27 protein-coding genes and 1 pseudogene are annotated in these 25,143 nt (G+C 42.5%); 8 read left to right on the top strand and 20 right to left on the bottom strand.

The genetic code is table 11. The features are described from left to right. Positions 1-57 precede the first annotated feature (57 nt). The 4 genes and pseudogenes from ACXAH9_RS04370 to ACXAH9_RS04355 all read right to left on the bottom strand — a co-directional run. Positions 58-714: a DUF4386 domain-containing protein gene (locus ACXAH9_RS04370; RefSeq protein WP_474893646.1), complete on the bottom strand. Its 657-nt coding sequence runs from the start codon at positions 712-714 to the stop codon at positions 58-60. Positions 715-968: 254 nt separating this feature from the next. After that, positions 969-1,319 carry a DUF2200 domain-containing protein gene (locus tag ACXAH9_RS04365; protein WP_474893645.1) on the bottom strand — a complete coding sequence of 117 codons (351 nt, stop codon included), beginning with the start codon at positions 1,317-1,319 and terminating at the stop codon, positions 969-971. Positions 1,320-1,334: 15 nt separating this feature from the next. Beyond that, entirely contained in the window at positions 1,335-1,688 is a 354-nt protein-coding gene (locus ACXAH9_RS04360; protein WP_474893817.1) for a hypothetical protein, read from the bottom strand. A 54-nt stretch (positions 1,689-1,742) separates the two neighbouring features. Further along, a pseudogene (locus ACXAH9_RS04355) lies at positions 1,743-1,892 on the bottom strand (NUMOD4 domain-containing protein); the annotation flags it as partial. Positions 1,893-2,309: 417 nt separating this feature from the next. Here ACXAH9_RS04355 and ACXAH9_RS04350 point away from each other — a divergent pair. Next, positions 2,310-4,199, top strand: a complete 1,890-nt coding sequence (locus ACXAH9_RS04350) for a CocE/NonD family hydrolase (protein ID WP_474893644.1) — start codon at positions 2,310-2,312, stop codon at positions 4,197-4,199. A 98-nt stretch (positions 4,200-4,297) separates the two neighbouring features. Continuing rightward, positions 4,298-4,765: a hypothetical protein gene (locus ACXAH9_RS04345; RefSeq protein WP_474893643.1), complete on the top strand. Its 468-nt coding sequence runs from the start codon at positions 4,298-4,300 to the stop codon at positions 4,763-4,765. Between the two features lie 6 nt (positions 4,766-4,771). Here ACXAH9_RS04345 and ACXAH9_RS04340 read toward each other — a convergent pair whose 3' ends face one another. After that, positions 4,772-5,908: a BamA/TamA family outer membrane protein gene (locus ACXAH9_RS04340; RefSeq protein WP_474893642.1), complete on the bottom strand. Its 1,137-nt coding sequence runs from the start codon at positions 5,906-5,908 to the stop codon at positions 4,772-4,774. A 79-nt stretch (positions 5,909-5,987) separates the two neighbouring features. Here ACXAH9_RS04340 and ACXAH9_RS04335 point away from each other — a divergent pair, with 79 nt between their 5' ends. Both ACXAH9_RS04335 and ACXAH9_RS04330 read left to right on the top strand, forming a co-directional pair. Continuing rightward, entirely contained in the window at positions 5,988-6,740 is a 753-nt protein-coding gene (locus tag ACXAH9_RS04335) for an EcsC family protein (protein ID WP_474893641.1), read from the top strand. Continuing rightward, the gene (locus tag ACXAH9_RS04330) at positions 6,737-7,846 is read left to right on the top strand and encodes a hypothetical protein (RefSeq protein WP_474893640.1); all 1,110 of its coding nucleotides are present in this window, start codon (positions 6,737-6,739) and stop codon (positions 7,844-7,846) included. The genes ACXAH9_RS04335 and ACXAH9_RS04330 overlap by 4 nt, the downstream gene beginning before the upstream one ends. Positions 7,847-7,962: 116 nt before the next feature. Here ACXAH9_RS04330 and ACXAH9_RS04325 read toward each other — a convergent pair whose 3' ends face one another. From ACXAH9_RS04325 to ACXAH9_RS04310, 4 genes are all read right to left on the bottom strand, one after another. Then, the gene (locus ACXAH9_RS04325; RefSeq protein WP_474893639.1) at positions 7,963-9,621 is read right to left on the bottom strand and encodes a sodium-dependent transporter; all 1,659 of its coding nucleotides are present in this window, start codon (positions 9,619-9,621) and stop codon (positions 7,963-7,965) included. Between the two features lie 50 nt (positions 9,622-9,671). Further along, positions 9,672-9,857 carry a hypothetical protein gene (locus ACXAH9_RS04320; protein ID WP_474893638.1) on the bottom strand — a complete coding sequence of 62 codons (186 nt, stop codon included), beginning with the start codon at positions 9,855-9,857 and terminating at the stop codon, positions 9,672-9,674. Between the two features lie 130 nt (positions 9,858-9,987). Continuing rightward, positions 9,988-12,186 carry a molybdopterin cofactor-binding domain-containing protein gene (locus tag ACXAH9_RS04315; protein WP_474893637.1) on the bottom strand — a complete coding sequence of 733 codons (2,199 nt, stop codon included), beginning with the start codon at positions 12,184-12,186 and terminating at the stop codon, positions 9,988-9,990. A gap of 21 nt (positions 12,187-12,207) precedes the next feature. After that, positions 12,208-12,669, bottom strand: coding sequence for a (2Fe-2S)-binding protein (locus ACXAH9_RS04310; RefSeq protein ID WP_474893636.1), 462 nt, complete (start codon positions 12,667-12,669; stop codon positions 12,208-12,210). A gap of 114 nt (positions 12,670-12,783) precedes the next feature. Between ACXAH9_RS04310 and ACXAH9_RS04305 the strand changes: the two genes are divergently transcribed. Genes ACXAH9_RS04305 through ACXAH9_RS04295 form a run of 3 tightly spaced genes read left to right on the top strand, consistent with a single transcriptional unit; the run spans position 12,784 to position 15,652 of the window. Then, the gene (locus tag ACXAH9_RS04305; RefSeq protein WP_474893635.1) at positions 12,784-13,908 is read left to right on the top strand and encodes a cysteine desulfurase family protein; all 1,125 of its coding nucleotides are present in this window, start codon (positions 12,784-12,786) and stop codon (positions 13,906-13,908) included. After that, positions 13,905-15,062, top strand: coding sequence for an XdhC family protein (locus ACXAH9_RS04300; RefSeq protein ID WP_474893634.1), 1,158 nt, complete (start codon positions 13,905-13,907; stop codon positions 15,060-15,062). The genes ACXAH9_RS04305 and ACXAH9_RS04300 overlap by 4 nt, the downstream gene beginning before the upstream one ends. Further along, entirely contained in the window at positions 15,059-15,652 is a 594-nt protein-coding gene (locus ACXAH9_RS04295) for a nucleotidyltransferase family protein (RefSeq protein WP_474893633.1), read from the top strand. Before ACXAH9_RS04300 ends, ACXAH9_RS04295 begins: the two co-directional genes overlap by 4 nt. Here ACXAH9_RS04295 and ACXAH9_RS04290 read toward each other — a convergent pair. From ACXAH9_RS04290 to ACXAH9_RS04245, 10 genes are all read right to left on the bottom strand, one after another. Beyond that, positions 15,649-15,957 carry a DUF7009 family protein gene (locus tag ACXAH9_RS04290; RefSeq protein ID WP_474893632.1) on the bottom strand — a complete coding sequence of 103 codons (309 nt, stop codon included), beginning with the start codon at positions 15,955-15,957 and terminating at the stop codon, positions 15,649-15,651. The two genes, ACXAH9_RS04295 and ACXAH9_RS04290, sit on opposite strands and share 4 nt — an antisense overlap. 184 nt (positions 15,958-16,141) lie before the next feature. Beyond that, positions 16,142-17,323 carry a molybdopterin molybdotransferase MoeA gene (locus ACXAH9_RS04285; RefSeq protein WP_474893631.1) on the bottom strand — a complete coding sequence of 394 codons (1,182 nt, stop codon included), beginning with the start codon at positions 17,321-17,323 and terminating at the stop codon, positions 16,142-16,144. Positions 17,324-17,752: 429 nt separating this feature from the next. Next, positions 17,753-18,505: a sulfite exporter TauE/SafE family protein gene (locus tag ACXAH9_RS04280; protein ID WP_474893630.1), complete on the bottom strand. Its 753-nt coding sequence runs from the start codon at positions 18,503-18,505 to the stop codon at positions 17,753-17,755. Beyond that, on the bottom strand, positions 18,502-19,506 hold the full coding sequence (gene moeB / locus ACXAH9_RS04275) for a molybdopterin-synthase adenylyltransferase MoeB (RefSeq protein ID WP_474893629.1): 1,005 nt from the start codon (positions 19,504-19,506) through the stop codon (positions 18,502-18,504). Before moeB ends, ACXAH9_RS04280 begins: the two co-directional genes overlap by 4 nt. Continuing rightward, positions 19,503-20,138 carry a molybdenum cofactor guanylyltransferase gene (mobA, locus tag ACXAH9_RS04270; RefSeq protein WP_474893628.1) on the bottom strand — a complete coding sequence of 212 codons (636 nt, stop codon included), beginning with the start codon at positions 20,136-20,138 and terminating at the stop codon, positions 19,503-19,505. The genes moeB and mobA overlap by 4 nt, the downstream gene beginning before the upstream one ends. Further along, the gene (gene moaC, locus ACXAH9_RS04265; RefSeq protein ID WP_474893627.1) at positions 20,071-20,541 is read right to left on the bottom strand and encodes a cyclic pyranopterin monophosphate synthase MoaC; all 471 of its coding nucleotides are present in this window, start codon (positions 20,539-20,541) and stop codon (positions 20,071-20,073) included. The genes mobA and moaC overlap by 68 nt, the downstream gene beginning before the upstream one ends. After that, positions 20,538-21,518 carry a GTP 3',8-cyclase MoaA gene (gene moaA, locus ACXAH9_RS04260; RefSeq protein WP_474893626.1) on the bottom strand — a complete coding sequence of 327 codons (981 nt, stop codon included), beginning with the start codon at positions 21,516-21,518 and terminating at the stop codon, positions 20,538-20,540. Before moaA ends, moaC begins: the two co-directional genes overlap by 4 nt. After that, entirely contained in the window at positions 21,518-21,934 is a 417-nt protein-coding gene (locus ACXAH9_RS04255) for a molybdopterin synthase catalytic subunit (protein WP_474893625.1), read from the bottom strand. The genes moaA and ACXAH9_RS04255 overlap by 1 nt, the downstream gene beginning before the upstream one ends. 3 nt (positions 21,935-21,937) lie before the next feature. Continuing rightward, the gene (locus ACXAH9_RS04250; RefSeq protein WP_089358417.1) at positions 21,938-22,168 is read right to left on the bottom strand and encodes a MoaD/ThiS family protein; all 231 of its coding nucleotides are present in this window, start codon (positions 22,166-22,168) and stop codon (positions 21,938-21,940) included. A gap of 475 nt (positions 22,169-22,643) precedes the next feature. After that, entirely contained in the window at positions 22,644-23,516 is an 873-nt protein-coding gene (locus ACXAH9_RS04245) for a nucleoside phosphorylase (RefSeq protein WP_474893624.1), read from the bottom strand. Positions 23,517-23,592: 76 nt separating this feature from the next. Here ACXAH9_RS04245 and deoD point away from each other — a divergent pair, with 76 nt between their 5' ends. Continuing rightward, positions 23,593-24,291 carry a purine-nucleoside phosphorylase gene (deoD, locus tag ACXAH9_RS04240; RefSeq protein ID WP_474893623.1) on the top strand — a complete coding sequence of 233 codons (699 nt, stop codon included), beginning with the start codon at positions 23,593-23,595 and terminating at the stop codon, positions 24,289-24,291. Between the two features lie 313 nt (positions 24,292-24,604). On the opposite strand, the gene ACXAH9_RS04235 is transcribed toward deoD, so the two are convergent. Beyond that, the gene (locus ACXAH9_RS04235; RefSeq protein ID WP_474893622.1) at positions 24,605-24,904 is read right to left on the bottom strand and encodes a GIY-YIG nuclease family protein; all 300 of its coding nucleotides are present in this window, start codon (positions 24,902-24,904) and stop codon (positions 24,605-24,607) included. Positions 24,905-25,143 lie beyond the last annotated feature (239 nt).

The raw sequence follows: 25,143 nt of genomic DNA, 5'->3' as shown, positions 1-25,143 counted from the left end.
GATTCATTGGTCTTAACGCTAAAATCGCCCTGATATTACTTTTTCAACTCCACGGAATTAATCCTCCAAAGCCTTCCACCTGGCTCCCATAATCATTACCCAAAGCATCCAGATCACTTCTCCGAATGTGAGATAGTCCAGCACGTCAATCAATAACCCTTTGATACCCAGGAAATATGCGAATGCCGATATGGTATACCCTGCTCCTGCCAGAACCATAAGCCAACCAATAATACGCGGAAATAAGGGTGAGCGAATGATCATATAACCTTGAGGCAGCAGCCATAAGCCCCAGAAAATTGTAGCGATGATGGTGCCTCTTGAGCTTTGCTTCAGTAAAGAAACCACTTGATCAGGCTGATCCAGAACCTCTAGCACCATTAGCTGTTCAGCGGTACTGAGCATAGCTATCGGAATTCCCAGAAAAGCGAAAATAGCCATGAGAATGGTAGCATCCTTATATGTGGAATAAAACAGCTTGTATAGAAACCAAACCGCTGAAACACTAAATAATTGGGTTATTAAACTGCCAGCTATACCAAACCGAAATAGCATTTCATTCGCCAGGATGTTCGAAGCTGTCAGCTCCGGGTCAGCCAAAACAATCAATTGGGATGGGACGTACAAGAGACTGAACATGCCTAGAACTGCCCAAATTGGGTAAATGATTCTCAGCCAGGTTACGGCATTTTTTTGTTGTGTAAGTGTGTGCATAGTAGATGTTTAACCCTTGATGAGAACCAATGGTATTAGGTTGCATCAAAGTAAAAAGAAATTACCAACTCATATTTATTCTCCTCGTAAATTCTCTACAGGATTGACTTTAACAGCTCTGAGCACCTGTCCTCCAATAGTAAGTGATATGATACTTCCCGTGATTAGAAAAGCTAATATAAATGGAGTTGTACCTATTCCTATACTTCCACATGGAGCTAAGAAATTAGTCTCTGATGTGACGTGCTTAGTATTTATCTCCTCAAAATACTCTCCATCTTCTTCCCTCTTGCTAACTCATCAATGAGCTTATCCAGGTACCGCACCTCCTGCATCAGCGGTTCCTCGATTTCTTCTACCCGTATCCCACAAACCACTCCTTTAATCAGTTTGCGATTGGGGTTGAGTTTAGGGGCTTGTGAGAAGAAATCTTCAAAATTGGTTTTGCTGTCGAATACTTCTTGAAGTCCAGCCTGATCATATCCGGTCAGCCATTCAATGATCAGATCTACATCTTCCTTGGTGCGTCCTTTTTTCTCTGCTTTGGTCACATAGTGAGGGTAGACTCCCGCAAAGCTCATGGTGTAGATTCGGTGCTTTGTCATAGCTAAATAATGTTTTTATGCCGGTTCAATTTTCGACCACATCAGTCCTTTTCTTATTCGATAAAGATGGGCGTAATTGATTCCAAACTGTTTGGCTAAAAGTGACCATTTCATTTTTGTTTCCCGCGATTCATTTTCAATTATTCGCTTCTTCAAAATCGCCACCTTTGCGGGCGACAATTTGGCATTTGTAGGATACTTTCTTTTCTCACTGCGCTTAAAGCTTTCCTTGCTGCGCTTACTATGGAGCATAGTGAAAAATTCATCACTAATCCACTCAAGGTTATCTGCTTGGCAATTTGAATAATCTCCATCTTTAAAACGGTATCGCTTGTATTCATTTGGATTCTCTACCCAAACCTTTAACATGACCTTGTGCAAATATATTAGCCCATTTTTTCCGTTGGATTTCCTAAATGGGACGCAGCGATAACCATTGTTCTTATAGATGGTATGATGATATATCTCACCATCCTTATTCAGACTTCTAACATTACCGCGATTCGAGACAGAGTACACTTTTCTATTCTCTTTATGCAAATAGTCTCTCCAACTTTCCCCCGTTTCGATCATCTTATTTAGCTACTTTCTCACTCTCTATTTCAAACTTACTCATTTGCAAATAATATATTCCATTTTCACACTCCCTTTGATGATGATAATATACAGCTCAGGCACTACCTCAGTTGCGAATCTTCGGCGAACAGGCATTTAAACAATTCCAATTTCTTTTTTCGCCTACCTCCCCTGAGATGACTATAAAAAGGGTTTCGATGGTTAAATCGAGCGTTTGATCCTTATCGAGATATTTATTCTGACCATAACTCGTGAAGAATAAAAGGATTATCATTAAGGAAAACAGGATGGACTTGTCACTTATATGCGAGTTTATCATAAACCAATTTTCAAAATCTATGATGCAGTCTTTCTCTTGTCTCGATGACTTCTCCAGAAATCACTTATCTTAATCCTAATAACGTTCCTAACATTATGAAAAAGTTATCCATATTTCTGTTTTCTATCTTATTTGTTGCTGTCTCGTTTGCGCAATCTGCACGTGAAAAACTCGAGGAAATAGCCATCATTGATCAAAAAATCATGATGCCGATGCGAGATGGTGTGCGCCTGGCTACAGATATTTATCGGCCTAAAACAGATGAAAAAGTACCCATCATTTTCTCTCGAACGCCATATAACTTTAACTCATGGGGAGATGGAGAAGAGAAAATACGAACCTACGAAATAGCGCTTGATGCCGTAGAAAAAGGCTATGCATACATAGTTCAAAATGAACGAGGCAGGTACTTCTCTGAAGGCGAGTGGGACATTTTAGGAGTACCTCTGACAGACGGATATGATGCTTTCTCATGGATGACAGAACAGGAATGGAGCAACGGAAAGATTGGCACACTTGGATGCTCTTCCACTGCCGAATGGCAAATGGCTGTTGCAGCGTTGGATCACCCGGCACATGCTGCGATGGTGCCTATGGGATATGGTGCGGGTGTTGGGACAGTTGGGGGGTATTATGAGCAGGGGAACTGGTACCGAGGTGGCGCATTTCAAATGCTGTTTGCTTCCTGGCTTTACAGTGTTGAACATGATAAATTCAAGCCACGCATCCCTGCTGGAGCCACCCAGGAAGATCTGATTCGAATATCGAGATTCTATGATCTAGCTCCCGAAAATCCTAAAATTGATGATATGATGGCTGCCATGTCACATCTGCCTGTTCAGGATATGCTAGTCAACATGAGTGGCAAACGGGAGATTTTTGACAAAATGATTAGAAGAAAGCCAAATGATCCGGCATGGTTTGAGGGTGGACTGTATCATGACAATATGGAAATAAATAAACCAAGCTTTTGGTTCGTCTCATGGTACGATGTTTCTGTGAGTCCGAACCTGGCTTTATTCAATCACATGAGAAACCACCCGAATAAGGAGGTGGCTGACAATCAGTATCTGGTCATTGCTCCAACATTACATTGTGGTTATTTCAGAGCGACAGAAAATACCATAGTCGGTGAGATGAGTGTAGGTGATGCACGCAATAATTACGATGAAATGATCTACGGATGGTTTGACCACTGGCTGAAAGAAGATGGTAAAAGTGATTTTCTTGATGATCTGCCCCGTATACAATATTACCTTATGGGAAAAAATGAATGGAAAACCTCAGATACCTGGCCTCCGAAAGAAGCCACAATGACTTCATTCTATTTGGACAGTGATGGCAATGCCAATAGCCTATTCGGTGATGGAAGACTCAGTCTCAACCCACCAACGAATCCAAGTCAGGATAACTATACCTATGATCCTCACAATCCTGTTTACTCTTATGGTGGGAATGTGTGCTGTACCGGCAATGCCATTGAAGCAGGGGCAAGAGATCAGCGTGAAATGGAAACCAGAAACGATATTCTAGTGTACACATCTGAGCCGTTGGCAGAGGGCATTGAAGTATCAGGGTTTATCGAAATGTCATTATATGTTTCTTCAGATGTCAAGGATACGGACTTTACAGTCAAACTGATCGATGTGCATCCGGATGGAACTGCTTATAACCTGGATGAAACCATCCAACGCGCACGTTATCGTGAAGGATATGATAAAGAAGTATTTATGGAAGAGGGAGAGGTTTATAAAATTGATCTTACTCCACTTTCGACAAGTAATTACTTTAAAAAGGGTCACCGAATACGAATAGAGGTTGCCAGTAGCAACTTTCCACGGTTCATGAGAAACCTGAATACCGGAGGAAACAACTATGATGAGACGGAAGGAATTGTAGCACACAATACCATTCACCATTCGGCGGAATATCCTTCTCAGATTAAGCTGCCAATTGTTGGCAAGGTGCGGGTGGAAGACCGATAGGTTAATTAATGATGCGGGATACCCCTCGTCATATTCCTCTAAGGTACCGAGTTAGTATTTTGTGTAATGAGGTATACTTTTTCATAGGATCAATCTTCTTGGCTGCAAGTCTTTTAGCTCTCTTTTTTGCACAGAAACGTCTTGCTGAAGGCTGGTTTACTTTTATCATCATGGGGTTGATGATCTGGGGCACAGCCTTGATCATTTACTCGTTAAGAAAGGGCTTGAGAATCATTAAAATACTCGTTTGGGGCAAACTGATTTTTGGAAAGCTTTTAAAAAGAAGGGATGGGGTTAAAGGGATGGATGGGCAGGTAATTCATCAGGCAACATTTTCATTTCCTTTCGAATTAAAGACACTTACAGTCACGCTCGAAATAAAGGAAGCATTTGAAATGGAGGAAGAACAACATTACCTGCTTCTAATCAATGAAGAAGATCCAAAGCAACTAGTTTGTATTGAACAATTTTCTAAGCCATTTAATCGCTATTTTCATCGGGCATTTAAACACGCCATCGAGCAGGCAGTCAGGCAGCAAAGGGTGAATTACAAGTATTTAGATTAAAATTCACTAAAAAGCCTCGCCAATAAAGAAATAATACCCTAAGCCATCCTCTGAAAAAGCGACATCAAATCGTGTGAAGATGTCTTTACTTCGGAAGATCAGGAATCGAACGCCTGTACCTCCGGCTACTTTGAGTTTGCTTATATCTAACTCACGAACGCCATCACTTACTGTCCCTACTCCAACAAAAGCAGCGGCACCCCACCGCTTACTGAAAGGAAATGGAAGGAATCGATATTCTGTCTGGGCTGCCAGTAATGTTTGATCCCTGTAACGGCCCAGGTAATAGCCACGCATAAGCGACTCCCCTCCCATCAACGAAAGCTGACTGAAAGGTGCATTACCCTGAACTTCTGAAAAGTAGACCTGAGATGCCAGAACCTGAGATTCAGTAACTGAGTGGTAGTATCGGGCATCAAAAAAGTAAGAGGTGAACTCGAAATCACTTCCCCAGGCATCATCGTATCTGAGAAAACCTGTTTCACCAAAGAATCCATCCCTCACATTCAATACATTATGACGGCTATCATATACCAAGCCCAGGCCAAGACCTATGTTACTGAATTTTTGCAGTCCCGTAGGTGTTTCGTATGGCTCTGTACCCAATGAAGTCATGCTTACATTGGACAGTCTGTGAAAGTCTGATTCAAATCCCAGATACAGACTTTTGTACACCTTTCTCAAAACGCGTTCTCGAATACTGATGCTCCCTGCATCGATCTGCGCTAGCTCTTCTCCATCCGTGTCAGGGCCATTGCCAAAGTAAAGCAATGGAAACTGCTGCAATCGGACCCTTCCAAGGAAAAACCATTTGCTCTTATCACTATAAAGGGCATGATCCATCCAAAGCCCATATTGATTTTCAAGGGTTATAAAACTGAACGCATTGACCTCACTCAGTCTGTTGCTCGTATCACGATTAGCATAATAAACGTATACCGCACTTACTCCAAGCTCCCATTTTGTTTCTGGAGCATAGGCGATGGTTGGGTATGCAATGAATTTTGGGTTTTCAATAGAGGTGGTATCATTGAATATCGAATGCCATACGCGCTCAACCAATCCAGCCTCTTGCGCGACGGATAATGGAATAAATCCCAAAGATGAGAGTAAGATTAACAAGACTTTCAGATACCCGTACATAGTAGAGAATGCAAATAGAACGCATTCAGATGAAATCAGATGGAACCGATATAGGAATATTTAGTTTTATATTTCCACTATGGCCAACTCCGTTTATTTTCAACTCATTGATTCAGAATTGCAGCAATGGAAAAGTGTAATGAGTCGAAAGCCTTCCTTTTGGAACAAAACCACTAAAAAGGTTCAAAAAAAAATCAATACAATCATTCCGGAAAAAGTACATCGTGCCATTACAAAGGCCATCAAAGAAATTACAAGGGGCGTGCTTTTTGGATCTGGCTTTACAACAAGAAAACCTCGAAAAATCAACTCACTTGAAGAAACAGAGGCTAAAGTCAAAGAACGCATCAATTTCTACTCCTCATCCGCTGCAGTAGAGGGTGCAGCAACTGGTTTTGGTGGGTTTTTGTTGAGTTTGGCTGATTTCCCTTTGTGGCTCACTTTAAAAATGAAAATGCTTTTTGAAATAGCCTCACGCTATGGGTATGACACAAAAGACTATAAGGAGCGTGTGTACATTCTATACATTTTCCAACTGACTTTCTCCAGCCAGCAACACCGCAACATGATTTTCGAAAAGATGGAAAACTGGACGATCACCAAAGATCAGCTTCCTGATGATATGAACGCCTTTGATTGGCGCACCTTCCAACTGGAATACCGGGATTACATTGACTTAGCCAAGCTCCTTCAACTCATTCCGGGAGTTGGGGCAATTGCAGGTGCGTTTGTCAATCATAAGCTTACCAATAAATTGGGGAAAACAGCTATGAATGCCTATCGGATGCGGCATGACAAATTTAAAGAGATAAGACTGATCGCTAAACGATGAAGGACAAAACAAGCCATCACCGTAAAAGCCTCATTTCTAAACGAAGGTATATTCTGCTCAACTTACTCATCCTGCGGGAAAAAAAATTCCTGATTTTCATCGCAATGTGTTTCTTTCTGGCAGGCATCTTTTATCCCTATCCATCCATTGCCATGTGGATCGGTTTTGGACTAGCGGCATACTCAGCGGTTGCTAATGACAGTATTCAAACGATAGGAACATTTATCTCTTCAAATGCAGATAAAAAGTGGTGGTACCTCTGGCTTTTCATAGGAAGCATTTTCATCATAACCGTTACAATTAGCTGGATAATTAATAATGGTGATGTCTCGTATCAACGCCTCTCTTCTAAAGGTTTTTCTACATCCCCCACCTCTTTTCATTTTCTTCAGGTTGCAGCTCCTATATTCTTATTAATTCTGACAAAGTTGAAGATGCCAGTTTCTACCACGTTTTTGCTACTTAGTTCATTTACAACCGGTTCGGGGGCTATCGTCAAAATACTTCAAAAAAGCATGACAGGTTACTTGATTGCTTTCCTGGCTGCATTTTTAGTTTGGCTCTTATTGGATCGATCACTTAAACGACTTTTCAAAGGTCAGGCACATCAAGGGTGGATCATCTTTCAATGGATCACAAGTGGATTTTTATGGTCACTTTGGATTATTCAGGATGCAGCAAACATCGCAGTGTTCCTTCCACGAAGTTTATCAATGGTGGAACTAATCGTTTTTTGTTTGACCATATTCCTTGGTTTGGGCTTGATTTTCTTTCTAAAAGGAGATAAGATTCAAGATATAGTCAATGAAAAATCTGATGTGAAAGATGTACGTCCTGCAACGATTATTGACCTGGTTTATGTACTCATTTTGATTGTTTTTACATGGGTCAATACTGTACCCATGAGCACTACATGGGTGTTTATTGGGCTTTTGGGAGGAAGAGAGTTAGGTATAAAACTCAGCAAAAAAGAGTCCTTGAAAATAACTATTAGGCTTATTAGCAAAGATATTCTTTATGCTTTGACTGGCCTGTTTGTATCCATTATTGTAGCGGCTGCAGCTAATGAATTGGTCCGAGAAGAACTGCTTAACCTATTTAAATAGTTGCTCAAGACAAACTCACCTTTTTTCATCTTTTCTAAATATCCGATAAAAAAGATAGGCGGTTGCAAAAATGATTAGCAATTGAACCGAAATCATCCAGATAAGTGCTTCTCGTGTCATAATGATTGATGTTTTTTACTTGCTCTATATACTAGATAGGCAATGCTTGCAAATAGCAAAATCAGCATCATTCGAGCTGCGCTCACATAGTAAAGCTCTTTTCGAAGCTCTGATATTAATTGAGTATCTGATGCTAAAGAAATTTGCTCTCTTAAATCTGTGAGCATCATTTGACTAATGATGGATGAGTGATCCAGTTGCCAGCCACTTCCTTCGGATAGGTTATTAAATGCATTGATCCAGTTATTATCAACTGGAGTGACAAGTGCGCCAATAAAAACTGAGATTAGGAATATTGGAGTAATGTATTTGAGCACAAATTTGAAAAATACAGGCAACTTTAGCTCAGCACCAATATTAATGTCTTTCCATCCTTCATTCACTCCGAGCACCCATGAAAACAGTATGATCTCCGCAGTAGCAAAAATCACCAGAGAGATGGTACCTGCCCAATAATCAAACTCTTCAAACACGCCCATGTGATAGAAGAGTACGCAAGGAAGTCCGAAGAGTAACGTAAGCAAACCAAACGTAAACGCACCTTTCGACTGGGTCCACTTAAACTCATCTCTCATAAATCCGATCCATGGTGTACCCATAGCAAGGGACGAAGTGATTCCGGCAAAAAATAGTAATCCAAACCACATGACTCCTGCCACAATCGATAGGAATGGACCCCATTGGCTAAACAAGAAAGGCATAGTCTGAAAAGCAACTCCAAATCCAATATTTTCTTTGACCCAATCCAAACCAAGATAGCCGGCAGCCAATGGCACCACAATCAAGCTACCCAAGACAACCTCTACAAACTCGTTTACAAATCCAGCTGAAGTGGAGTTTAATGCAATGTCTTCTCTGGATTTTAAGTAAGACGCATAGCAATGGATGGTACCCATACCAACGGAAAGAGTGAAGAAAATTTGTCCGGCTGCAGCCAGCCATACCCGAGGCTTCCACAACGAATCATATTCGGGTGTCCAAATAAAATTTAGGCCGTCCCACGCATTGGCTTGAGGAAATTGCTCTGAGGCAGCAGAGGTGCCTAGTGAGAGCGATTTGATGGCAAGAAATACTCCAAACAGAATAAGCAACGGCATGCCAATTTTTGCAACTAGTTCTACACCTCTAAGTCCTTTGCTCAAGATGAAGCTATTTAAAAACACGCATATGATAAAAAAGAAAACCGCTTCATATGGGATACCCAGAAAGGAGGTCTCAAAATTGGTGTATAGATCAAAGAATTGGACTATGGCAAGCTGATCCATGGACTGAAAAGTACCTTTGATTGAATGAAGAAAATAGGAAAGTGTCCAACTTTCAATGTAACAATAGTATGCAGCTACGCCGATATTGGTGAATATTCCAAAAACGCCGATATATGCCCAGGCTTTTCTTTTCCCAATAGATTGCAGAATGAATGGTGTCGCATGATAACCGAGAGTTCCACCTCGTCTTCCCATAGACCATTCCACCCAAAGAAGCGGAATTCCCATCAATAAGAAACAAACCAGGTAAGGGATAATGAAGGCACCTCCACCGTTTTCAACTGCCTGAACCGGAAATCTTAGAAAGTTTCCCAGTCCAACGGAGTTTCCGGCCATTGCAAGGATTAATCCAATCCGTGAGCCCCATGATTGATTAGAAGGTGCAGACATACAAATCCACGATTGATATTAAAGTTACAAAAATTGGATGGTCATCTCAATCAATGCAATTGCAGGTAGTCATTCTCCTCTACCAAATCCATTTCTGGCAAAGGACAATGACTCTTCAGTTTCTGCAACTCAGCAATTCTTTTTCTGTAGATCGGTTTGAATTTAGCAATGGCTCTACCTTCTCTCCTTTTCAGGACTTCAATCAAAGTATCAATATCAACTGCCCCATTTTTCACACCAATTATATAGCTTCTAGTTATATAATTAGACGAAAAAGAGGTAAAAAGTAACTGTGATTACTCAAGAATTTTTCAGCAAGAGAGCATAATAAACCATTGACCTCTCAATCAACCATTCAAGAATCATTTACCCCACCATCTCCACAGCGACCTGCTCAGCACTGCTAAACGGCTGATGATAATAGCGCTGGCCTGTAGCTTGATACAATGCATTAGCCAATGCCGCTGATATTGGCGGTAAGGATGGCTCCCCAAGTCCCGTCGGATCAATTCCGTTCTCAACAAAGTGTGTCTCTATCTCTAAAGGTGCTTCGCTGTTTCGAATGAGCTTATAACCGTTGAAGTTTTCCTGTTGAGGTTGACCATCATTGAATGTCAAAGTGCTGTACATGGCATGTCCTATACCATCGATAATACCTCCCTGTATCTGATTCAGTGCACCTTCCACGTTCACAACAATGCCACAATCCACCGCACACCAGACCTTCTTAATCTTGAGATCATTATTAATCTTTTCAAGATCAACAACCTGTGCGACATAAGAGTTATGACAGTAATAGGCAGATACTCCTCGGTAAACGCCTGGCATCTCTGTCCCCCAGTTTGATTTCTCACGGACAAGCTTCAATACACCGGCATATCGCTCAGCATCATAATCATTCACTTCTCCCACCGGATCTTTCATCGCTCTCTCAAACAAGGCCAACCTAAATTCGATTGGATCTTTACCTGCAGCTTCTGCTACCTCATCAATAAAGGATTGCTCTGCTCCCGCAATGAAATTAGAGCGTGGAGCACGCCATGCACCGGTAGAAATATTTGTAGGTATTCTTACTCGTTCAATTTTGAAATTGTCGATGGTTCCTGCTGGAAAACGGTTCGGAAATAATGGATCACTTGGGATTCCCGCTCCTTTTACCTGCCAGCTAAGCACATCGCCATTCTCATCTAGTGCTGCTTTATATGCCACTCGATAGGCTGGACGATAGGTGCCTTGTGTCATGTCATCCTCTCGGGTATACACCAGCTTAATTGGAGCCTTCATTTTTTGCGAAATAGCAGCCGCTTCCAATCCGAAATTTCCGTACAGTCTTCTTCCAAAACCTCCTCCCATTCGGGTCATTTGGATGGAAACCTGATCTTCAGTCATTCCTAACAGGTCCATTGCTGACAAGCGTAAGTATTCCGGTGTTTGGATGGGGCCAACCAACTCAGCTTTATCTGGCGTGACATTCGCAAAGAAATTCATGGGCTCCATCGTGTTGTGAGCCAGAAAAGGTGCGCTGAATACACTTTCAACTGTCTTTGCAGCTTGCTGAGATATCTGATCAGGATCACCGTCTTTTCTCATTTCCTCCGCTGGTTTTTCCATAGCTTCTACAAGCAAACGGTTATGATCCTCCGAATTTTCCAGAGGGGTATCCACTTCCCATTCTACCTTCACTGCCTTTTTTGCCTTCATCACCTGCCAGGTAGTTTCGCCTACTACCGCAATCAATTCAGTAAAGGCGTTGGTATCGGACCATTGTTTTTCCTTTGGTTCTGTATTGACCACAATCACATCTTTGATTCCGGGCATTGATTTAGCCTCAGAAGCATCGTACGATTTCATTTTCATACCAAAGGCCGGAGGATGAATGATCATAGCCGTGAGCATACCTTCTTGCTCGTAATCCAATCCGAAAAGTGGCTCCCCTGTAACTATTTTCTTTGCATCGACATTCTTAATATTCCCACCTATCAGCTTAAAATCTGCATTGTCTTTTAATTCTACCTCCGCAGGAATTTCTAAAGTTGCGGCCAATGAAGCCAACACTCCATAACCTATTTTTTTATCGCTGGCAGCATGAATGACTTCACCCATGCTGGTCGTTAATTCGCTCACGGGAACTTCCCATTGCTTAGCAGCTGCTTCCATCATCATCCTGCGCCCGGTAGCTCCTGCCATACGCAAGCTTTGCCATCCATGGCGAATGGACTGACTTCCACCAGCTAATTGACGATTGTATTTCACGGTATTCAAATCCGCCTGTTCAACGATTACATTTTTCCAATCAATATCCAGTTCCTCAGCTACGATGACTGGCATGGAAGTTTTCACATTTTGTCCGATTTCTGGGTTTGGTGAATAGATGGTGACCGTACCATTCTCCCCTATTTTGATAAATGCATTGATATCGAACCATTCTTCCGGAATTTGAGCATATTCCTCCTTAGGTGATGAGCATGAAGCCAACCAGCTGAATCCTAACATCATCCCTCCTCCTGCTGCTGCAGAAAGTTTCATGAATGAGCGACGATTGATTTGTGTTCTAATGAGTGTCATAATAGATTTCTTTTGGGTGAGTTAGGACATTTTTGAGGCTGCCGTTTTAATCGCCTGATTGATACGGATGTAGGTGCCACATCGGCAAATGTTACCATTCATCGCCTGAGATATTTCCTCATCTGTAGGATTGGGATTCTTCTCGAGAAACGCTGCTGCATTCATAATCTGACCAGCCTGGCAATAGCCGCATTGTGGCACGTCATGCTCCAACCATGCTTCCTGAACCGGATGATCACCCTCTTTGGATAGCCCTTCAATGGTGGTTAATTCCATGTCCTTGACTGCTGAGATTGGAAGTGAACAAGAGCGAATCGCATTGCCATCTGCATGAATGGTGCAGGCACCACACGATGCTATTCCGCACCCAAATTTTGTTCCGACAAGCTTGAGGTGGTCTCGTAAAACCCATAGTACTGGGGTATCCGAATCTACGTCTACCTGATGGGTTTTACCATTTACTTTAATTGAAAAAGCGGCCATGTTGGTATCATTTTTTGGTAAGGCTATACAAATTAGTGAATTTCTAGTCCAATGTCCAGACCACTTATGTGGACGGTTAATCAATTGTATAATTTCAGCTTAATTTTAATTTCAATGATTCAACGAGCCTATCTGGACAATAACGCTACTACCCCCACTGATCCACGAGTGGTTGATGAAATGCTTCCTTACTTTTCTGAACAGTTTGGGAATGCATCCAGCCGCAATCATGCGTACGGATGGGAAGCCAAAGAAGCCGTAGATCACGCACGAGAACAGGTGGCGGAATTGATTGGAGCCAATCCAAATGAGATTGTATTCACCTCGGGAGCCACCGAATCCAACAACCTGGCCTTGAAAGGCTTGCTGAATGAGGGAGATCATTTCATCACCTGTGCTACCGAGCATAAAGCCATCCTTGATCCGGCAGAATCATTAGCAGCTAAAGGAATTGATGTTGAGGTACTACCTGTACAATCTGATGGATCGCTTGAAATCAATGCGTTTAAAAAAGCAATTTCTGATCACACAAGATTGGTCAGCATCATGATGGCCAACAATGAAACCGGATGTATTCAGCCTATCAAAGAACTTTCAACTATCACTCATTCCAATCAGGCGCTATTTCATACCGATGCGACTCAGGCTGTAGGTAAAACACCCGTTGATGTAAATGATTTAGGCATTGACCTGATGTCTTTTTCTAGTCACAAGATGTATGGCCCAAAAGGAATTGGCGCACTCTACATTCGAAAAGGAACTAAGGTTGGGTCGCTCATAGAAGGAGGCGGACATGAACGAGGGATTCGATCAGGTACTTTGAATGTGCCTGCTATTGTAGGGTTTGGGATGGCCTGTGAGTTATCTAAACTAGAAATGGAGGCAGAAGCTATTAAAATTAAAAACCTCAGAGACAAACTGGAGCAATCCTTATTATCTATTGAGGGGACTCAGCTTAATAGTAGCACAAAAAGCAGACTTCCGAATGTAACCAATATTGCTTTCTCGGATGTTGATGGCGAGCGATTGTTGCTTTCACTCAATGGACTGGCCGTTTCTCAGGGATCAGCATGCACGTCTGCTGTAGTTGAACCTTCACATGTATTAAAAGCCATGGGCATTCCGGATCATTTAGCAAACTCCTCACTTCGTTTTAGTCTGGGTAGATTTACTACCGAAGAAGAAATTGATTTTGCTATCGAAAAAGTTACCGCTGCAGTTAGGAAACTGAGAACATGAGAGAATTAAAAACCATCATTGAAGCTTACAAGAAAGCTACCGCAAACGGAATCAAGACTGTGCTTGCAACGGTGGTTCATGTGGATGGTTCATCGTATCGACGGCCTAGCGCAAGGATGTTAGTAGACGAACATGGGATCACGACCGGCGCTATCAGTGGTGGCTGTCTGGAAGGTGATGCGCTTAGAAAAGCCTTACATGCTTTGGTTCAAAATAGAAACGTACTGATCTCGTATGACACCAGCGATGAAGCAGATGCGGTAGTTGGTGCTCAGCTTGGATGCGAAGGAATCATTCAGGTGCTGTTTGAGCCGCTGGATGCCAAAGATCCAATGAATCCACTTAAGCTTTTGGAGCAAATTCAAGACTCACAAAAGCCATACGTCATGGTGACCCTATTTAACCTCAAGGATAAAAGGGGCGAACAACCAGGATGCACACTGCTATTGAAATCAGATAATGTGATTGCTGGCTCAATTGAAAATCAGAAGCTTTATGATTCAATCATCAAAGACTCAAACATCGTCTTCAAAGAAAAACGATCGCTTTTCAGGGCTTACGAGGATGACCAAACAACGCATAATGCCTTTATTGAGTACTTCCCCCCTGCTGTTTCGCTTGTTATTGTGGGTGCCGGGAATGATACCCAGGGACTGGCACTCATGGCAGAAACACTCGGATGGAACATCTATGTGGTAGATGGTAGGCCTTCACATGCATCCGAATCCCGATTTACCTCCTCTTGTCAAATCATTGTGGCGAAACCGGAAGAAGCGATTCAAAACATCCCAATTAATGAACAGACGGTCTTTGTATTGATGACGCACAATTATCAGTATGATTTGTCTATTCTGGAATGTATTCTTCCATATGAACAAGTACCTTACATTGGGATTTTAGGTCCTAAAAAGAAGTTTCTTCGAATGATCAATGAACTGAAAACCAAAGGAATTGATGTTTCTGCAGAACGCTTGAATCGCATCTATGCTCCCATTGGATTAGAGATTGGAGCAGAAACCCCTGAAGAGATTGCCATTTCTGTTTTGGCTGAAATCAATGCGGTGCTTACTGGAAACAAAGGCACCTTCCTTCGAGACAAGCAAGGGCCCATCCACACGAAAGAGAACACCCAATTTGATACTTTGAGGATTTGAAAACCAATGGAAATATCGGGCTTATGGTTTTAGCAGCCGGTGCTTCCAGCAGGTTGGGTCAACCAAAGCAACTGGTCAAATTTGAAGATAAACCGCTCCTTCAGCACATCATAGATATCGGACAGGAAGTCAATGTGAAAGAACGTGTGCTTGTTCTTGGTGCAAAAAGCGAGCTCATTCAAGAGGTCATAATTCCAGGAACATTCAGCATGATTCATAATTATGAATGGAAAAAAGGCATGAGTACTTCCATTCATACCGGGCTCAAAAGCCTTCTCAGTAAGTGTACTAACCTTAGACATGTAATCATCATGCTATCCGATCAACCCTATGTGAGCGTTGAAATCATTAATCAATTGATTGCGAGTCAGGATGCAAATGAACCATGTATAACAACTTGCTCATATGCCAATCAAATGGGTGTTCCTGCAATTTTTAGTCATCATTTTTTTGAAGATTTGATGAAATTGAAAGGAGATCAGGGAGCCAGAAAACTGATTCAGCAAAAATTAGATCATGTGCGAACGATCCCTTTCTCCAAAGGAGTCATTGATATTGATACGCCGGACGATCTGGATCTTTTAAGTTAGAGATCAAGGAGATCCTTTTCTACCAATAAGATGAGTTCGCTATTCTCATCTCGTGCAAGCTTAGTTTCTATAGCAAGCTTTTCTGACAGTATTAAATTATCTGATTCATCCTTCGGAATAGTGACGATCAAACAGTTAGCATCTAAAGAAGCATGAAAGGATGCACCTATTTCAAGTTGGTAGATCAGCTTTTCCCCTCCCGGAAAAAGGAGCTCGTTCTTAACCTTCCGCTGTTCTTTCAGTTCAAGAATATCCTGTTTACCAAAGCGAATACGAATGGACGATTGATTGATTCTTAGTTTCATATTTTTAAATAATTACATTAAATGACACAAATAGTCTCCTCCCTGGAGGAGTGAGAGGTGGGTTCGTAAAAAAACGAGTCATTTTGATGTAATTGATTAATAAAACTTGCAATAACCCACCCCAAACCCCGATGCGTCGAACCGCTCCAAGGAGGGGATTAATTATATCTCTTTTTTCTTTCTACTAAAACAAGTGTACCGGATACACTTCACCTTCTTTAAAAATAGACTTGTCAGCCGGCAATTCAATGAATCCATCTGCCAATGAAAGACTGACGAGATCCCCTGATCCATTGCCCTTAATGGGGGTTGCGATTAGTTCACCTAATTCGTTTTTAACTGAAACCGAGGCAAAGAATGTTAGTTCTTTTTCGAATCTGATTTCTCTACCCAATTTGGCATGCTGTTCCTCAATGTGAATACCCAATGAAGCGTTCAACCAATGCCTGCAGTAGACCATGTAGCAAGCAAGTGTAGATACTGGATTCCCCGGGAATCCGAATACAGTAGCAGAATCGTTACTTCCAAACCAAAGCGGTTTTCCCGGTCGCTGCATCACCCTATGAAAATGCTTTTTTACTCCTAATTCTTCCAGCACTTCCGGGATGTAGTCTCTCTTCCCTTTGGAGACCCCTCCACTCATCAGAATAAGGCTATAGGATTTTAGTATCTGACCAATCTCTTGAGTGATTTCATCCTTAGAGTCATTGATGTGAAAGATAGTAAAATCAATTCCTGCTTTCTTTAAGAGTGTGGCAAGTGTATGAATATTTGATTTGCGTATCTGATGTGGCAAGGGTGTTTCATGGGGCTCGACCAACTCATCTCCCGTAGAAATCAAGGCAGCTTTGGGTAATCGCCTGACCTTTACCTCCACTTTACCAACAGAAGTTAATATGCCCACATCGCCAATGGTGAGTTGCTTTCCGGCAGCAATCAATATTGTTCCAGCTTCTGAATCCACCCCTTGTGGATGGATGTTTTGGCCTTGGCTTACCTCATCAATATTAACAGTCACCTGACCGTTTTCAATGGTGACATCTTCATATCTGATCACCACATCTGCCCCTTTTGGCACTACTGCTCCCGTCATAATTTCCAAACATGTTCCGGGCGTCAATTCCTGCTGAGGTGCACCTGCAAATTGCTCACCACTCACCGGAAACGATCGCATTCCCTTTGCCCAGTCGCTCATTGATATAGCTATTCCATCCATGGCCGCCCGATTGAAAGGTGGAAAATCCCGATCTGCCTTCACATCTTCATCCAATATCCGTCCTACAGATTGATCAAACGGGATCACCTCGGATCCAAACGATCCTTTATGCTGATCAATGATTTCTAATGCTTTTTTTACTGGAATCATATTTTTTATTGCTATTACCTTAAATATATTAAGCGACTAATCAACAAGGAGGGAGGGGATGAAAATTTGGAGCGGTGGAGGTGGCATGAGGGTATGGCTTTAAAATTTTCCGCCAGGCGGCCCTGTTGACTTTTTTGACGGTTCGCCGCTGCGATACTTTTTTCGTCAAGGAAAAAAGTAAAACAATCTGATATCCTTTAATAGTCCTTCATTTTTGGCTTAACCCAAAAACGAAGCAAAAAACTCAAGACTATGAATAAATTCCTAAAATTCAGCTTGTTGTACAACATAAATCCAAACTCGCTACGCTCAAACAATGGATTTATATTTTAAACTCCTTTGGCTGAATTTTTTAACGGAATTAATTCAAAGGTCAGATATTCCAAAACAACATCTATCAGAAAACTTTTTTTGGTCTTTTAATAATGTTCAAATCAAAATATCAAAACCATGCAACAACACAACCCTCACCCCTACATACAAAACAAGAATGGCCGTAAGCATTCGAATAATGTTGAGGTTCATCTTGATGGAAAGCTGTGAACCAACCAACCCTCCAAGCATCACCGCGATGATAATTCCGCTCGCAAACGAGGCACTCAACTGAAACGTATCATTAACCACCAACCCCGTAATTCCGGCCAAAGAATTAACCAAAATGAAGAAAGAAGCCAGAGATGCAACAGTTACCGCATTCTGCCACTTCATTAGATTCAGAGTAGGTGACAGAAAGATTCCTCCCCCTATACCTACCAGGCCGGATAACATACCAATACCTCCACCTAAAACCATCCTTTTAGAAGTATTGAGGGTTGTTGACTTTCCTTTTTTAATGATGGACTGAGCGAGCATGGCTACAGCTGCAAGGATCAAAGCGATTCCCAAAATGATAAAAAATACCTGTTCCGTCAGCCTAAGTTGTGCCCCAAAAAAAGCCATTGGAATGCTTAGCAATAGGAACGGCAAGAAAAGTGACCACTTAAATACTCGTTTCCTTAAAAAAACAATCGTTCCAATGGTAACCACGATTACATTGAGCACCAGTGCCAGGGTTCTGATTTCATAAAAATCGGTCAATACCAAACTCAAAATAGCCAGGTAGCTGGACCCCCCTCCAAACCCAATGGATGAATAAAAAAGTGCAATGAAAAAAAACAGCCCTAGGAGTACATACTCGTTCATTGCGTACTGTACCCCCCTTTCATTTGAAATACTTTTATTTCCGGATTTTGTGCTGCTATCAACGTAGCAGCCTGCCGTGTAGCATTCCCTTTATTGCAGACCAGGATCACTTCTTTTTGAGCTTTGAAAGTAGTCAACTCATCCATTGGTCGGTTTTCAAATCGGTCGTCGTGGTTTTGACTGTACTCAACCTCTGATCGCACATCAATTAAATGATACTGGCTAAGGTCCATTTCGGTTAGTTCATGCCAGGTCAGCCAGGATTCTTGGTGAATGTTCTTTTTCTTTTCCGGTTTGGTGATGGGGGCCAATTCAAATACGTGATGCTCGGTATTGATCGCGTCCACGACCAATAATTTTCCAGCTAAAGGTTGAGCAATTCCTGTCAATACTTTCACTGCCTCCATGGCCTGATACGTGCCAATGATTCCCGGCAACACACCCAGCACTCCGATCTCATTGCAATTATCCACTTTCGCTGAATCATCCGGATATACATCCCGATAGCTGGAACTTCCCCGATAGTTAAACACACTTACATGCCCCTCATGTTTGTAAAGAGCACCATAAACGAATGGGATTTCATTAGCTACACAAGCATCATTAATGATGTATCGTGTTTCAATATTATCCGTACAATCAATTACCAAATCACATCCTGAAATTAGGTCGTTGGCATTTTGTTTTTCGAGCATTTGAGTCGTCACTTCAATGGACACTTCAGGATTCAAGCCTTTTAATCGCTCCTTAGCTACTACCGCTTTTTTCCTACCTACATCATCGGTCGAGTACAGCACTTGTCTTTGTAGGTTACTCAGAGAAACAGCATCTCCGTCAACAATTCGGATCGTGCCTACGCCCATACCCACCAGATACTGAAGCACCGGTACGCCTAACCCTCCGGCTCCAACGACGACCACTTTGGCATCCAACAACCTCTGTTGTCCCTCTGCCCCAAAATCAGGGAGCACAATCTGCCGTTGGTAACGCTCAGTATTCATTGAATCAATGACTTGGCAAACTCGTATTCGTCCGGGTTATTGGCATTGTACAGTTCCTGATCATCCTTTGGATGTGCCAAATGGACCTCATGGTTCATCATGAATTTGCGCGGACACCTCATATCTTGTTCGATGTGAAATTCCTCCAAAACCGGACGAGCATGTGCTTCCCAAATGGCTATTAAAGGCTCTGGCAATCCGGTCTCTTTAGTCGCCAGTGAAGTTCCCAGGGCAGTTTGATCACGATTTTGAATGAGTTGATCTATCGTTTGCTCAGTCACAAAAGGTAGATCCACAGCGAGCACCAACCACGACTTATTCGGATGTGCATGCATGGCACTAATAATGCCATTGATCGGTCCTTTGGTATCCAGACTGTCCTCAATTATACGATCAGTAAACGCAACAGATTGTCCCTTTCGAACCGAAACGAAGGCTTTGGAAAGCTTAACCTGGAGTAAGTCAAACAGGTATTCCACCTGTGGTTTGCCATGATAATTGAGCGCGGACTTATCTGTCCCCATGCGGGAGCTTTGGCCGCCCATCAATACCAATCCATATAGTTCATCGTTTGAAGTCACGCTTCCCTCCTTTCTTTTCTTGCAGCTGAGTCGGGCCAATAATGATGTCATGAGAAAGCGCCTTGCACATATCATAAATACACAATCCGGCAACTGAAGCACCCGTTAAAGCCTCCATTTCTACTCCGGTTTGCCCGGTCGTTTTCACCAGGCAGCTAATCTCGAATCCATTTTCGGTTGGCTGAATATCAATATCAACTTTGGATATTGGGATGTTGTGACACAATGGAATCAAGTCGGATGTTTTCTTCACAGCCCCTATTCCAGCTAATACAGCCGTCTGAATCAGGCTTCCTTTTTTAGTGTTGAACCCATTCGCTTTGATGGTTGCAAACGCTTCTACTGGAAATTCAACATGGGAAGTAGCCACAGCAATGCGCTCGGTAATTTCCTTATCACTCACATCTACCATGTGCACATCCCCCTCTTTGTTGATATGTGTTAACTCGCTCATCCTCCTAATTTGGTCATGGATAAATACTCTTTTTCATTTTCCTCGGCAGCAGCGAATCCATCCTTAGGTTTGTTAGCCACTGCCACCCTCAATGCTTCTTTTAATTCATCGGTAGACGCTCCGGATCGGAGCATCTCTTTCAAATTCAACTGGCTATGTCCATACAGACAAGTGCGAATCTCTCCGGTCGCCGACATCCTCAATCGATTACAATCCCCACAGAACGTACGACTAAAAGAGGGAATCACACCAAATGAGCCTTTCAATCCTGCGATTTGATAATTCTGCGAGGTAGAATGCGGGCCATCAATCATCTTAGTGTAATCGTATTCCTTTTCGATGATCGACAGGATGTCTTTATAATTCATTGGGGTTTCCACCTTCCCTCCTGACCCATTGAAGGGCATTTCTTCCAGGAATCGAACAGAAATTGGGTTGTCATTTGCCAGGTCAAGCAATGGAAGGATTTGATCCTCGTTCACGCCTTTCATCACCACACAATTCACCTTCAGATTGAAGTCTCTGGTTATCATTTCATGTAAAGCACCAAAAACTTCTTCGTATTCATCTCTTCGGGTGATTTCTTTAAACTTCTGTCGATCCAGGCAATCCAGACTCACATTGATGTCCTTAACCCCAAGGCTTTCCAGTTCATCCAAATGTGGACGAATCAACGTCAAATTAGAAGTGATGCTAATTTTATCGAGATAGGACTTTTTAGCAAGCGCCTTGATGAAATACATCAAATCGGCTCGAACAAACGGTTCCCCTCCTGTCAATCTGATTTTATTGATCCCCATTTCACCCACCACATCCACAAGTTTCAGCAATTCTTCATAGGATAGCAGATGCTCTTTCGGCTCAAAGGTCATCCCACGTTCAGGCATGCAATAGGTGCACCTCAGGTTACATCGGTCGGTCACCGATAGTCGGAGATAGTTAATCTCCCTTCCAAATTTGTCTTGCAACTTTTCCATTATGGTGTAGGTGAGACCCAGTGACTACTGTCGGTGAAAAATTCTTTCTTCCAGATAGGAACCGATTTCTTCAATTCATCAATCAAAAACTGACAGGCCGGAAAGGCCTCTTTGCGATGGGAGGAAGCCACTCCTACCACTACAACAGGCTCCCCAACTTCCTTCTTGCCTATTGCATGGATCATAACTGCTTGATGCAGTCCCCATTTTTCGATGGCTTGTTGCCGAATCTTTTCCATCTCAGCCAGTGCCATTTCATCATACGCTTCAAAGCGTAAATCAGTCACTTCCGCATCTTCACGTTGCGGGGTGTGATTTCTCACCGTACCCACGAATACACACGTACCCCCTGCTTTTGTATCAGCAAGCAGCTTATACACCTCATTGAGGTCAATATGTTCAACTAATTGTACCAATTTTTACCCTCCGGATACTGGTGGTATCAGGGCGATTTCATCGCCGGGGCTAATGGGGTCCGGGTCCTGCACATACTTCTTGTTTACGGCTATCGCAACCGTGGACCATACAATGGTGGGGTACTCGTTACCTAAGTAATCTCGCAGTGATTTTACATCGATCAACTCCCTATTTACCTCCAACTCAGATCCCAATACCTCCTTCACATGACCAAAAGCTTTCACCACTATCATATGGAGTAAAAATAGGCATTTACTTTATCAATAAAGAAGCTGACAAACATGACTTTTGTCAATTATTTGGAGAGAACAGGCATCTAGTGTGCGTAAGAGGCGTTCCCGCTATCCGTTCTATCTTTTGCACTTCCCACTCCCAACCCGTTGCAAAAGGATGCCACTCCTATCGGGTCTAAGAGAAAAGGGTGGTGCTTCTATCAACCCAATTCCCTGCGACTAGGAACGAAGGAGACTTGGGAATCTCATAACCATTCGACGCATCATCAAAGGAGATTCCCATGACTCAAATGGCTATCGCCATTTTCCCAAGGGAATACGGGAGGAGAGAAGGCACCATATAACCACCAATTCTTGCGAGTGAGGCACAACGAGACGTAGGAATCTAATACCTAGCATGAAAGTGATTCTCATGACTCGACCACTTGCAATCGGTCTCCCAGGGAATATGCAAGGAAGAAATTCAGGTTCATGATCACAATCGATCCAGCACGGTTTCTACGAGCGCATCAATGGCTGCTTCATGATCTGTCAGAAAGTCTTTCGTAATTCTGTTTGCCAGAATCACACAACATGTACAGCAATGATGGCCAAACAGCCTGCCCAACCCAAACAACGCAGAAGTTTCCATCTCAAAATTATTGATTCGAAGACCCTCAAACTCGAAGGCCTGTAACATACCTTGTAGATCATCAATACTCAATTTCAAACCAATACTCCTCCCCTGAGGGCCATAAAAACCGATTGCTGTAGCAGTGATTCCTTCTCGCATGTCTGCCCCTATTTGCTGAACCAATCCGGAAGATCCGGACACCACATAGGGAAGTGAGTGTTTAGCATCCAATTGAAGATGATTTCTTACTGCTTCTGTGATTTCAGCTTCCTTGGCATCAAACGTATAGTTGTAGTAATAGAGGACCCCATCAAAACCTAGCCCATAGCTTGAAACCACATGTGATCCAACGGGCATATCCGGTTGAAGTGCACCTGAAGTCCCTATGCGAATTAGATTCAAGCTTCTTTGATTTGTTTTGGGAATTCTGTTCTTTAAGTCGATGTTTACTGCGGCATGTAGCTCATTGACCACAATATCTATGTTCTCAGTACCTATCCCAGTGGATATAACGGTGATTCTATTGCCTTTATAGGTACCCGTATGCGTTACAAATTCACGATTTTTTCTTTGAAATTCAACATGATCGAAGTGTCTGCTAATCTGCGCCACGCGATCCTGATCTCCGACTAAGAGCACGGTATCCGCCACATGTTCATCACGTAAACAAATGTGATACACGCTTCCATCTGGATTCAGGATAAGTTCGGATTCCGATAATGGCTTTATCTTCATTATTAGTGTCTTACAAATTGAACATTTAATGCATTTGAACCTAATTTTCAGATGGATTAAATAACCTTACAGAAGTATGAGCTTTCATATTGGTGCTAAAGCAGGCGAAATCGCTGAAACGGTCCTATTACCGGGAGACCCACTCCGGGCTAAGTTAATCGCTGAGTCCTTCCTGACGGACGTACATCAATATACGAATATCAGAAACATGTCCGGGTTCACAGGCACTTACAAAGGGAAGCGTATCTCTGTCCAGGGTGGCGGTATGGGCATGCCCTCTACAGCCATCTATGCCAACGAACTGATTAAGGAATACGATGTGAAGACCATTATTCGGGTCGGTACCTGTGGTAGCCTAAAACGAGAAATAAGCCTTGGAGAGGTGATACTGGCTATGAGTGCCAATACAGACTCCAACATCAATCGGGCGACTTTTAATGGGATGAATTATTCGCCTGTAGCTGATTTTGAGTTACTGGATAAGGCCTACCATCAAGCCAGGGAGCTATCCATTCCTGTTCGTGTAGGAGGAATATTTAGCACAGACTTCTTCTATGATGAAAATCCTGATCGCTACGAAGTTTGGGCTAATCATGAGGTACTTGGAGTAGAGATGGAGTCAGCCATACTATACACGCTGGCTGCCAGAACTAACACCAGAGCCTTAAGTATCTTAACCGTGAGTGATAATCTGATCACCAAAGAGTTTAATTCAGCAGAGGATCGTGCCAATCATTTCGAGGACTCAGCGAGAATAGCATTGGAGATTATTTAAATGACAAATCAAGATTATTATCACCTTATTCCTTTGCGAGTGAAGAATGAAAGAGAATTGGGAATCTCGTAATCTTCCAATCTATCACTTAAGAAGATTCCCATGACTCAAATGGCTATCGCCATTTTCCCAAGGGAATACGGTGAGGTTAAAAGACACCAAATATTACATCCCTATTCCCCTGCCTACCGCAGGCTGGCTTGCGAGTGACGAAGGAACGAGACTTGGGAATCTATAACCATTAGACGCATCATCAAAGGGGATTCCCATGACTCGACCTCCTTTCAGTCGGTCTCCCAAGGGAATACGGTGTTTATTGCAGATCACTTACCTCATCAAAAAGATCTTTAAGAGTTAGATTAAAATCCCTAATTAATTTGTCCTTCCAGGCGCGATTCCACTTTTTGATCTTATGCTCCCGCTCCCTGGCTATTTCAATGCGTTCATAAAACTGATAATAGATTAGGTCTGTGCAGTTATACTTTTTTGTAAATTCTGACCCAAAGCCATTTTTATGTTGGTAGGCTCGATTATACAGATTATCCGTGGAGCCGACATAAAGTACACTTCGACTCTTATTCGACATGATATAAACGTATCCACCTTTAACCATCAAATCCTAAATCTAAAAAATTTAGCCCTATTCCCTTGCGAGCGAAGTATGAGTGAGACTTGGGAATCTTATAACCATTAGACGCATCATCAAGGAGATTCCCATGACTCAAATGGCTAACGCCATTTTCCCAAGGGAATACGGAGAAGCAAAAAGGACACTATTTAACCACTTCCCCTATTCCCTTGCGAACGAGGCACGAGTGAGACTTGGGAATCTTAATGAACTTTACTTCTATC

The organism is Ekhidna sp. ABH4_415, from assembly GCF_056161305.1.
The sequence above is the reverse complement of the archived record's forward strand: the minus strand, read 5'-3'. Positions and strand labels throughout refer to the sequence as shown.

Excerpts from the sequence above, each read along its gene's own strand:
- ACXAH9_RS04370 (WP_474893646.1), bottom strand. The coding sequence starts at position 714 with ATGCACACACTTACACAACAAAAAAATGCCGTAACCTGGCTGAGAATC.
- ACXAH9_RS04365 (WP_474893645.1), bottom strand. The coding sequence starts at position 1,319 with ATGACAAAGCACCGAATCTACACCATGAGCTTTGCGGGAGTCTACCCT.
- ACXAH9_RS04360 (WP_474893817.1), bottom strand. The coding sequence starts at position 1,688 with ATGTTAAAGGTTTGGGTAGAGAATCCAAATGAATACAAGCGATACCGT.
- ACXAH9_RS04350 (WP_474893644.1), top strand. The coding sequence starts at position 2,310 with ATGAAAAAGTTATCCATATTTCTGTTTTCTATCTTATTTGTTGCTGTC.
- ACXAH9_RS04340 (WP_474893642.1), bottom strand. The coding sequence starts at position 5,908 with ATGTACGGGTATCTGAAAGTCTTGTTAATCTTACTCTCATCTTTGGGA.
- ACXAH9_RS04335 (WP_474893641.1), top strand. The coding sequence starts at position 5,988 with ATGGCCAACTCCGTTTATTTTCAACTCATTGATTCAGAATTGCAGCAA.
- ACXAH9_RS04330 (WP_474893640.1), top strand. The coding sequence starts at position 6,737 with ATGAAGGACAAAACAAGCCATCACCGTAAAAGCCTCATTTCTAAACGA.
- ACXAH9_RS04325 (WP_474893639.1), bottom strand. The coding sequence starts at position 9,621 with ATGTCTGCACCTTCTAATCAATCATGGGGCTCACGGATTGGATTAATC.
- ACXAH9_RS04315 (WP_474893637.1), bottom strand. The coding sequence starts at position 12,186 with ATGACACTCATTAGAACACAAATCAATCGTCGCTCATTCATGAAACTT.
- ACXAH9_RS04310 (WP_474893636.1), bottom strand. The coding sequence starts at position 12,669 with ATGGCCGCTTTTTCAATTAAAGTAAATGGTAAAACCCATCAGGTAGAC.
- ACXAH9_RS04305 (WP_474893635.1), top strand. The coding sequence starts at position 12,784 with ATGATTCAACGAGCCTATCTGGACAATAACGCTACTACCCCCACTGAT.
- ACXAH9_RS04300 (WP_474893634.1), top strand. The coding sequence starts at position 13,905 with ATGAGAGAATTAAAAACCATCATTGAAGCTTACAAGAAAGCTACCGCA.
- ACXAH9_RS04290 (WP_474893632.1), bottom strand. The coding sequence starts at position 15,957 with ATGAAACTAAGAATCAATCAATCGTCCATTCGTATTCGCTTTGGTAAA.
- ACXAH9_RS04285 (WP_474893631.1), bottom strand. The coding sequence starts at position 17,323 with ATGATTCCAGTAAAAAAAGCATTAGAAATCATTGATCAGCATAAAGGA.
- ACXAH9_RS04280 (WP_474893630.1), bottom strand. The coding sequence starts at position 18,505 with ATGAACGAGTATGTACTCCTAGGGCTGTTTTTTTTCATTGCACTTTTT.
- moeB (WP_474893629.1), bottom strand. The coding sequence starts at position 19,506 with ATGAATACTGAGCGTTACCAACGGCAGATTGTGCTCCCTGATTTTGGG.
- mobA (WP_474893628.1), bottom strand. The coding sequence starts at position 20,138 with ATGACATCATTATTGGCCCGACTCAGCTGCAAGAAAAGAAAGGAGGGA.
- moaC (WP_474893627.1), bottom strand. The coding sequence starts at position 20,541 with ATGAGCGAGTTAACACATATCAACAAAGAGGGGGATGTGCACATGGTA.
- moaA (WP_474893626.1), bottom strand. The coding sequence starts at position 21,518 with ATGGAAAAGTTGCAAGACAAATTTGGAAGGGAGATTAACTATCTCCGA.
- ACXAH9_RS04250 (WP_089358417.1), bottom strand. The coding sequence starts at position 22,168 with ATGATAGTGGTGAAAGCTTTTGGTCATGTGAAGGAGGTATTGGGATCT.
- ACXAH9_RS04245 (WP_474893624.1), bottom strand. The coding sequence starts at position 23,516 with ATGAAGATAAAGCCATTATCGGAATCCGAACTTATCCTGAATCCAGAT.
- deoD (WP_474893623.1), top strand. The coding sequence starts at position 23,593 with ATGAGCTTTCATATTGGTGCTAAAGCAGGCGAAATCGCTGAAACGGTC.
- ACXAH9_RS04235 (WP_474893622.1), bottom strand. The coding sequence starts at position 24,904 with ATGGTTAAAGGTGGATACGTTTATATCATGTCGAATAAGAGTCGAAGT.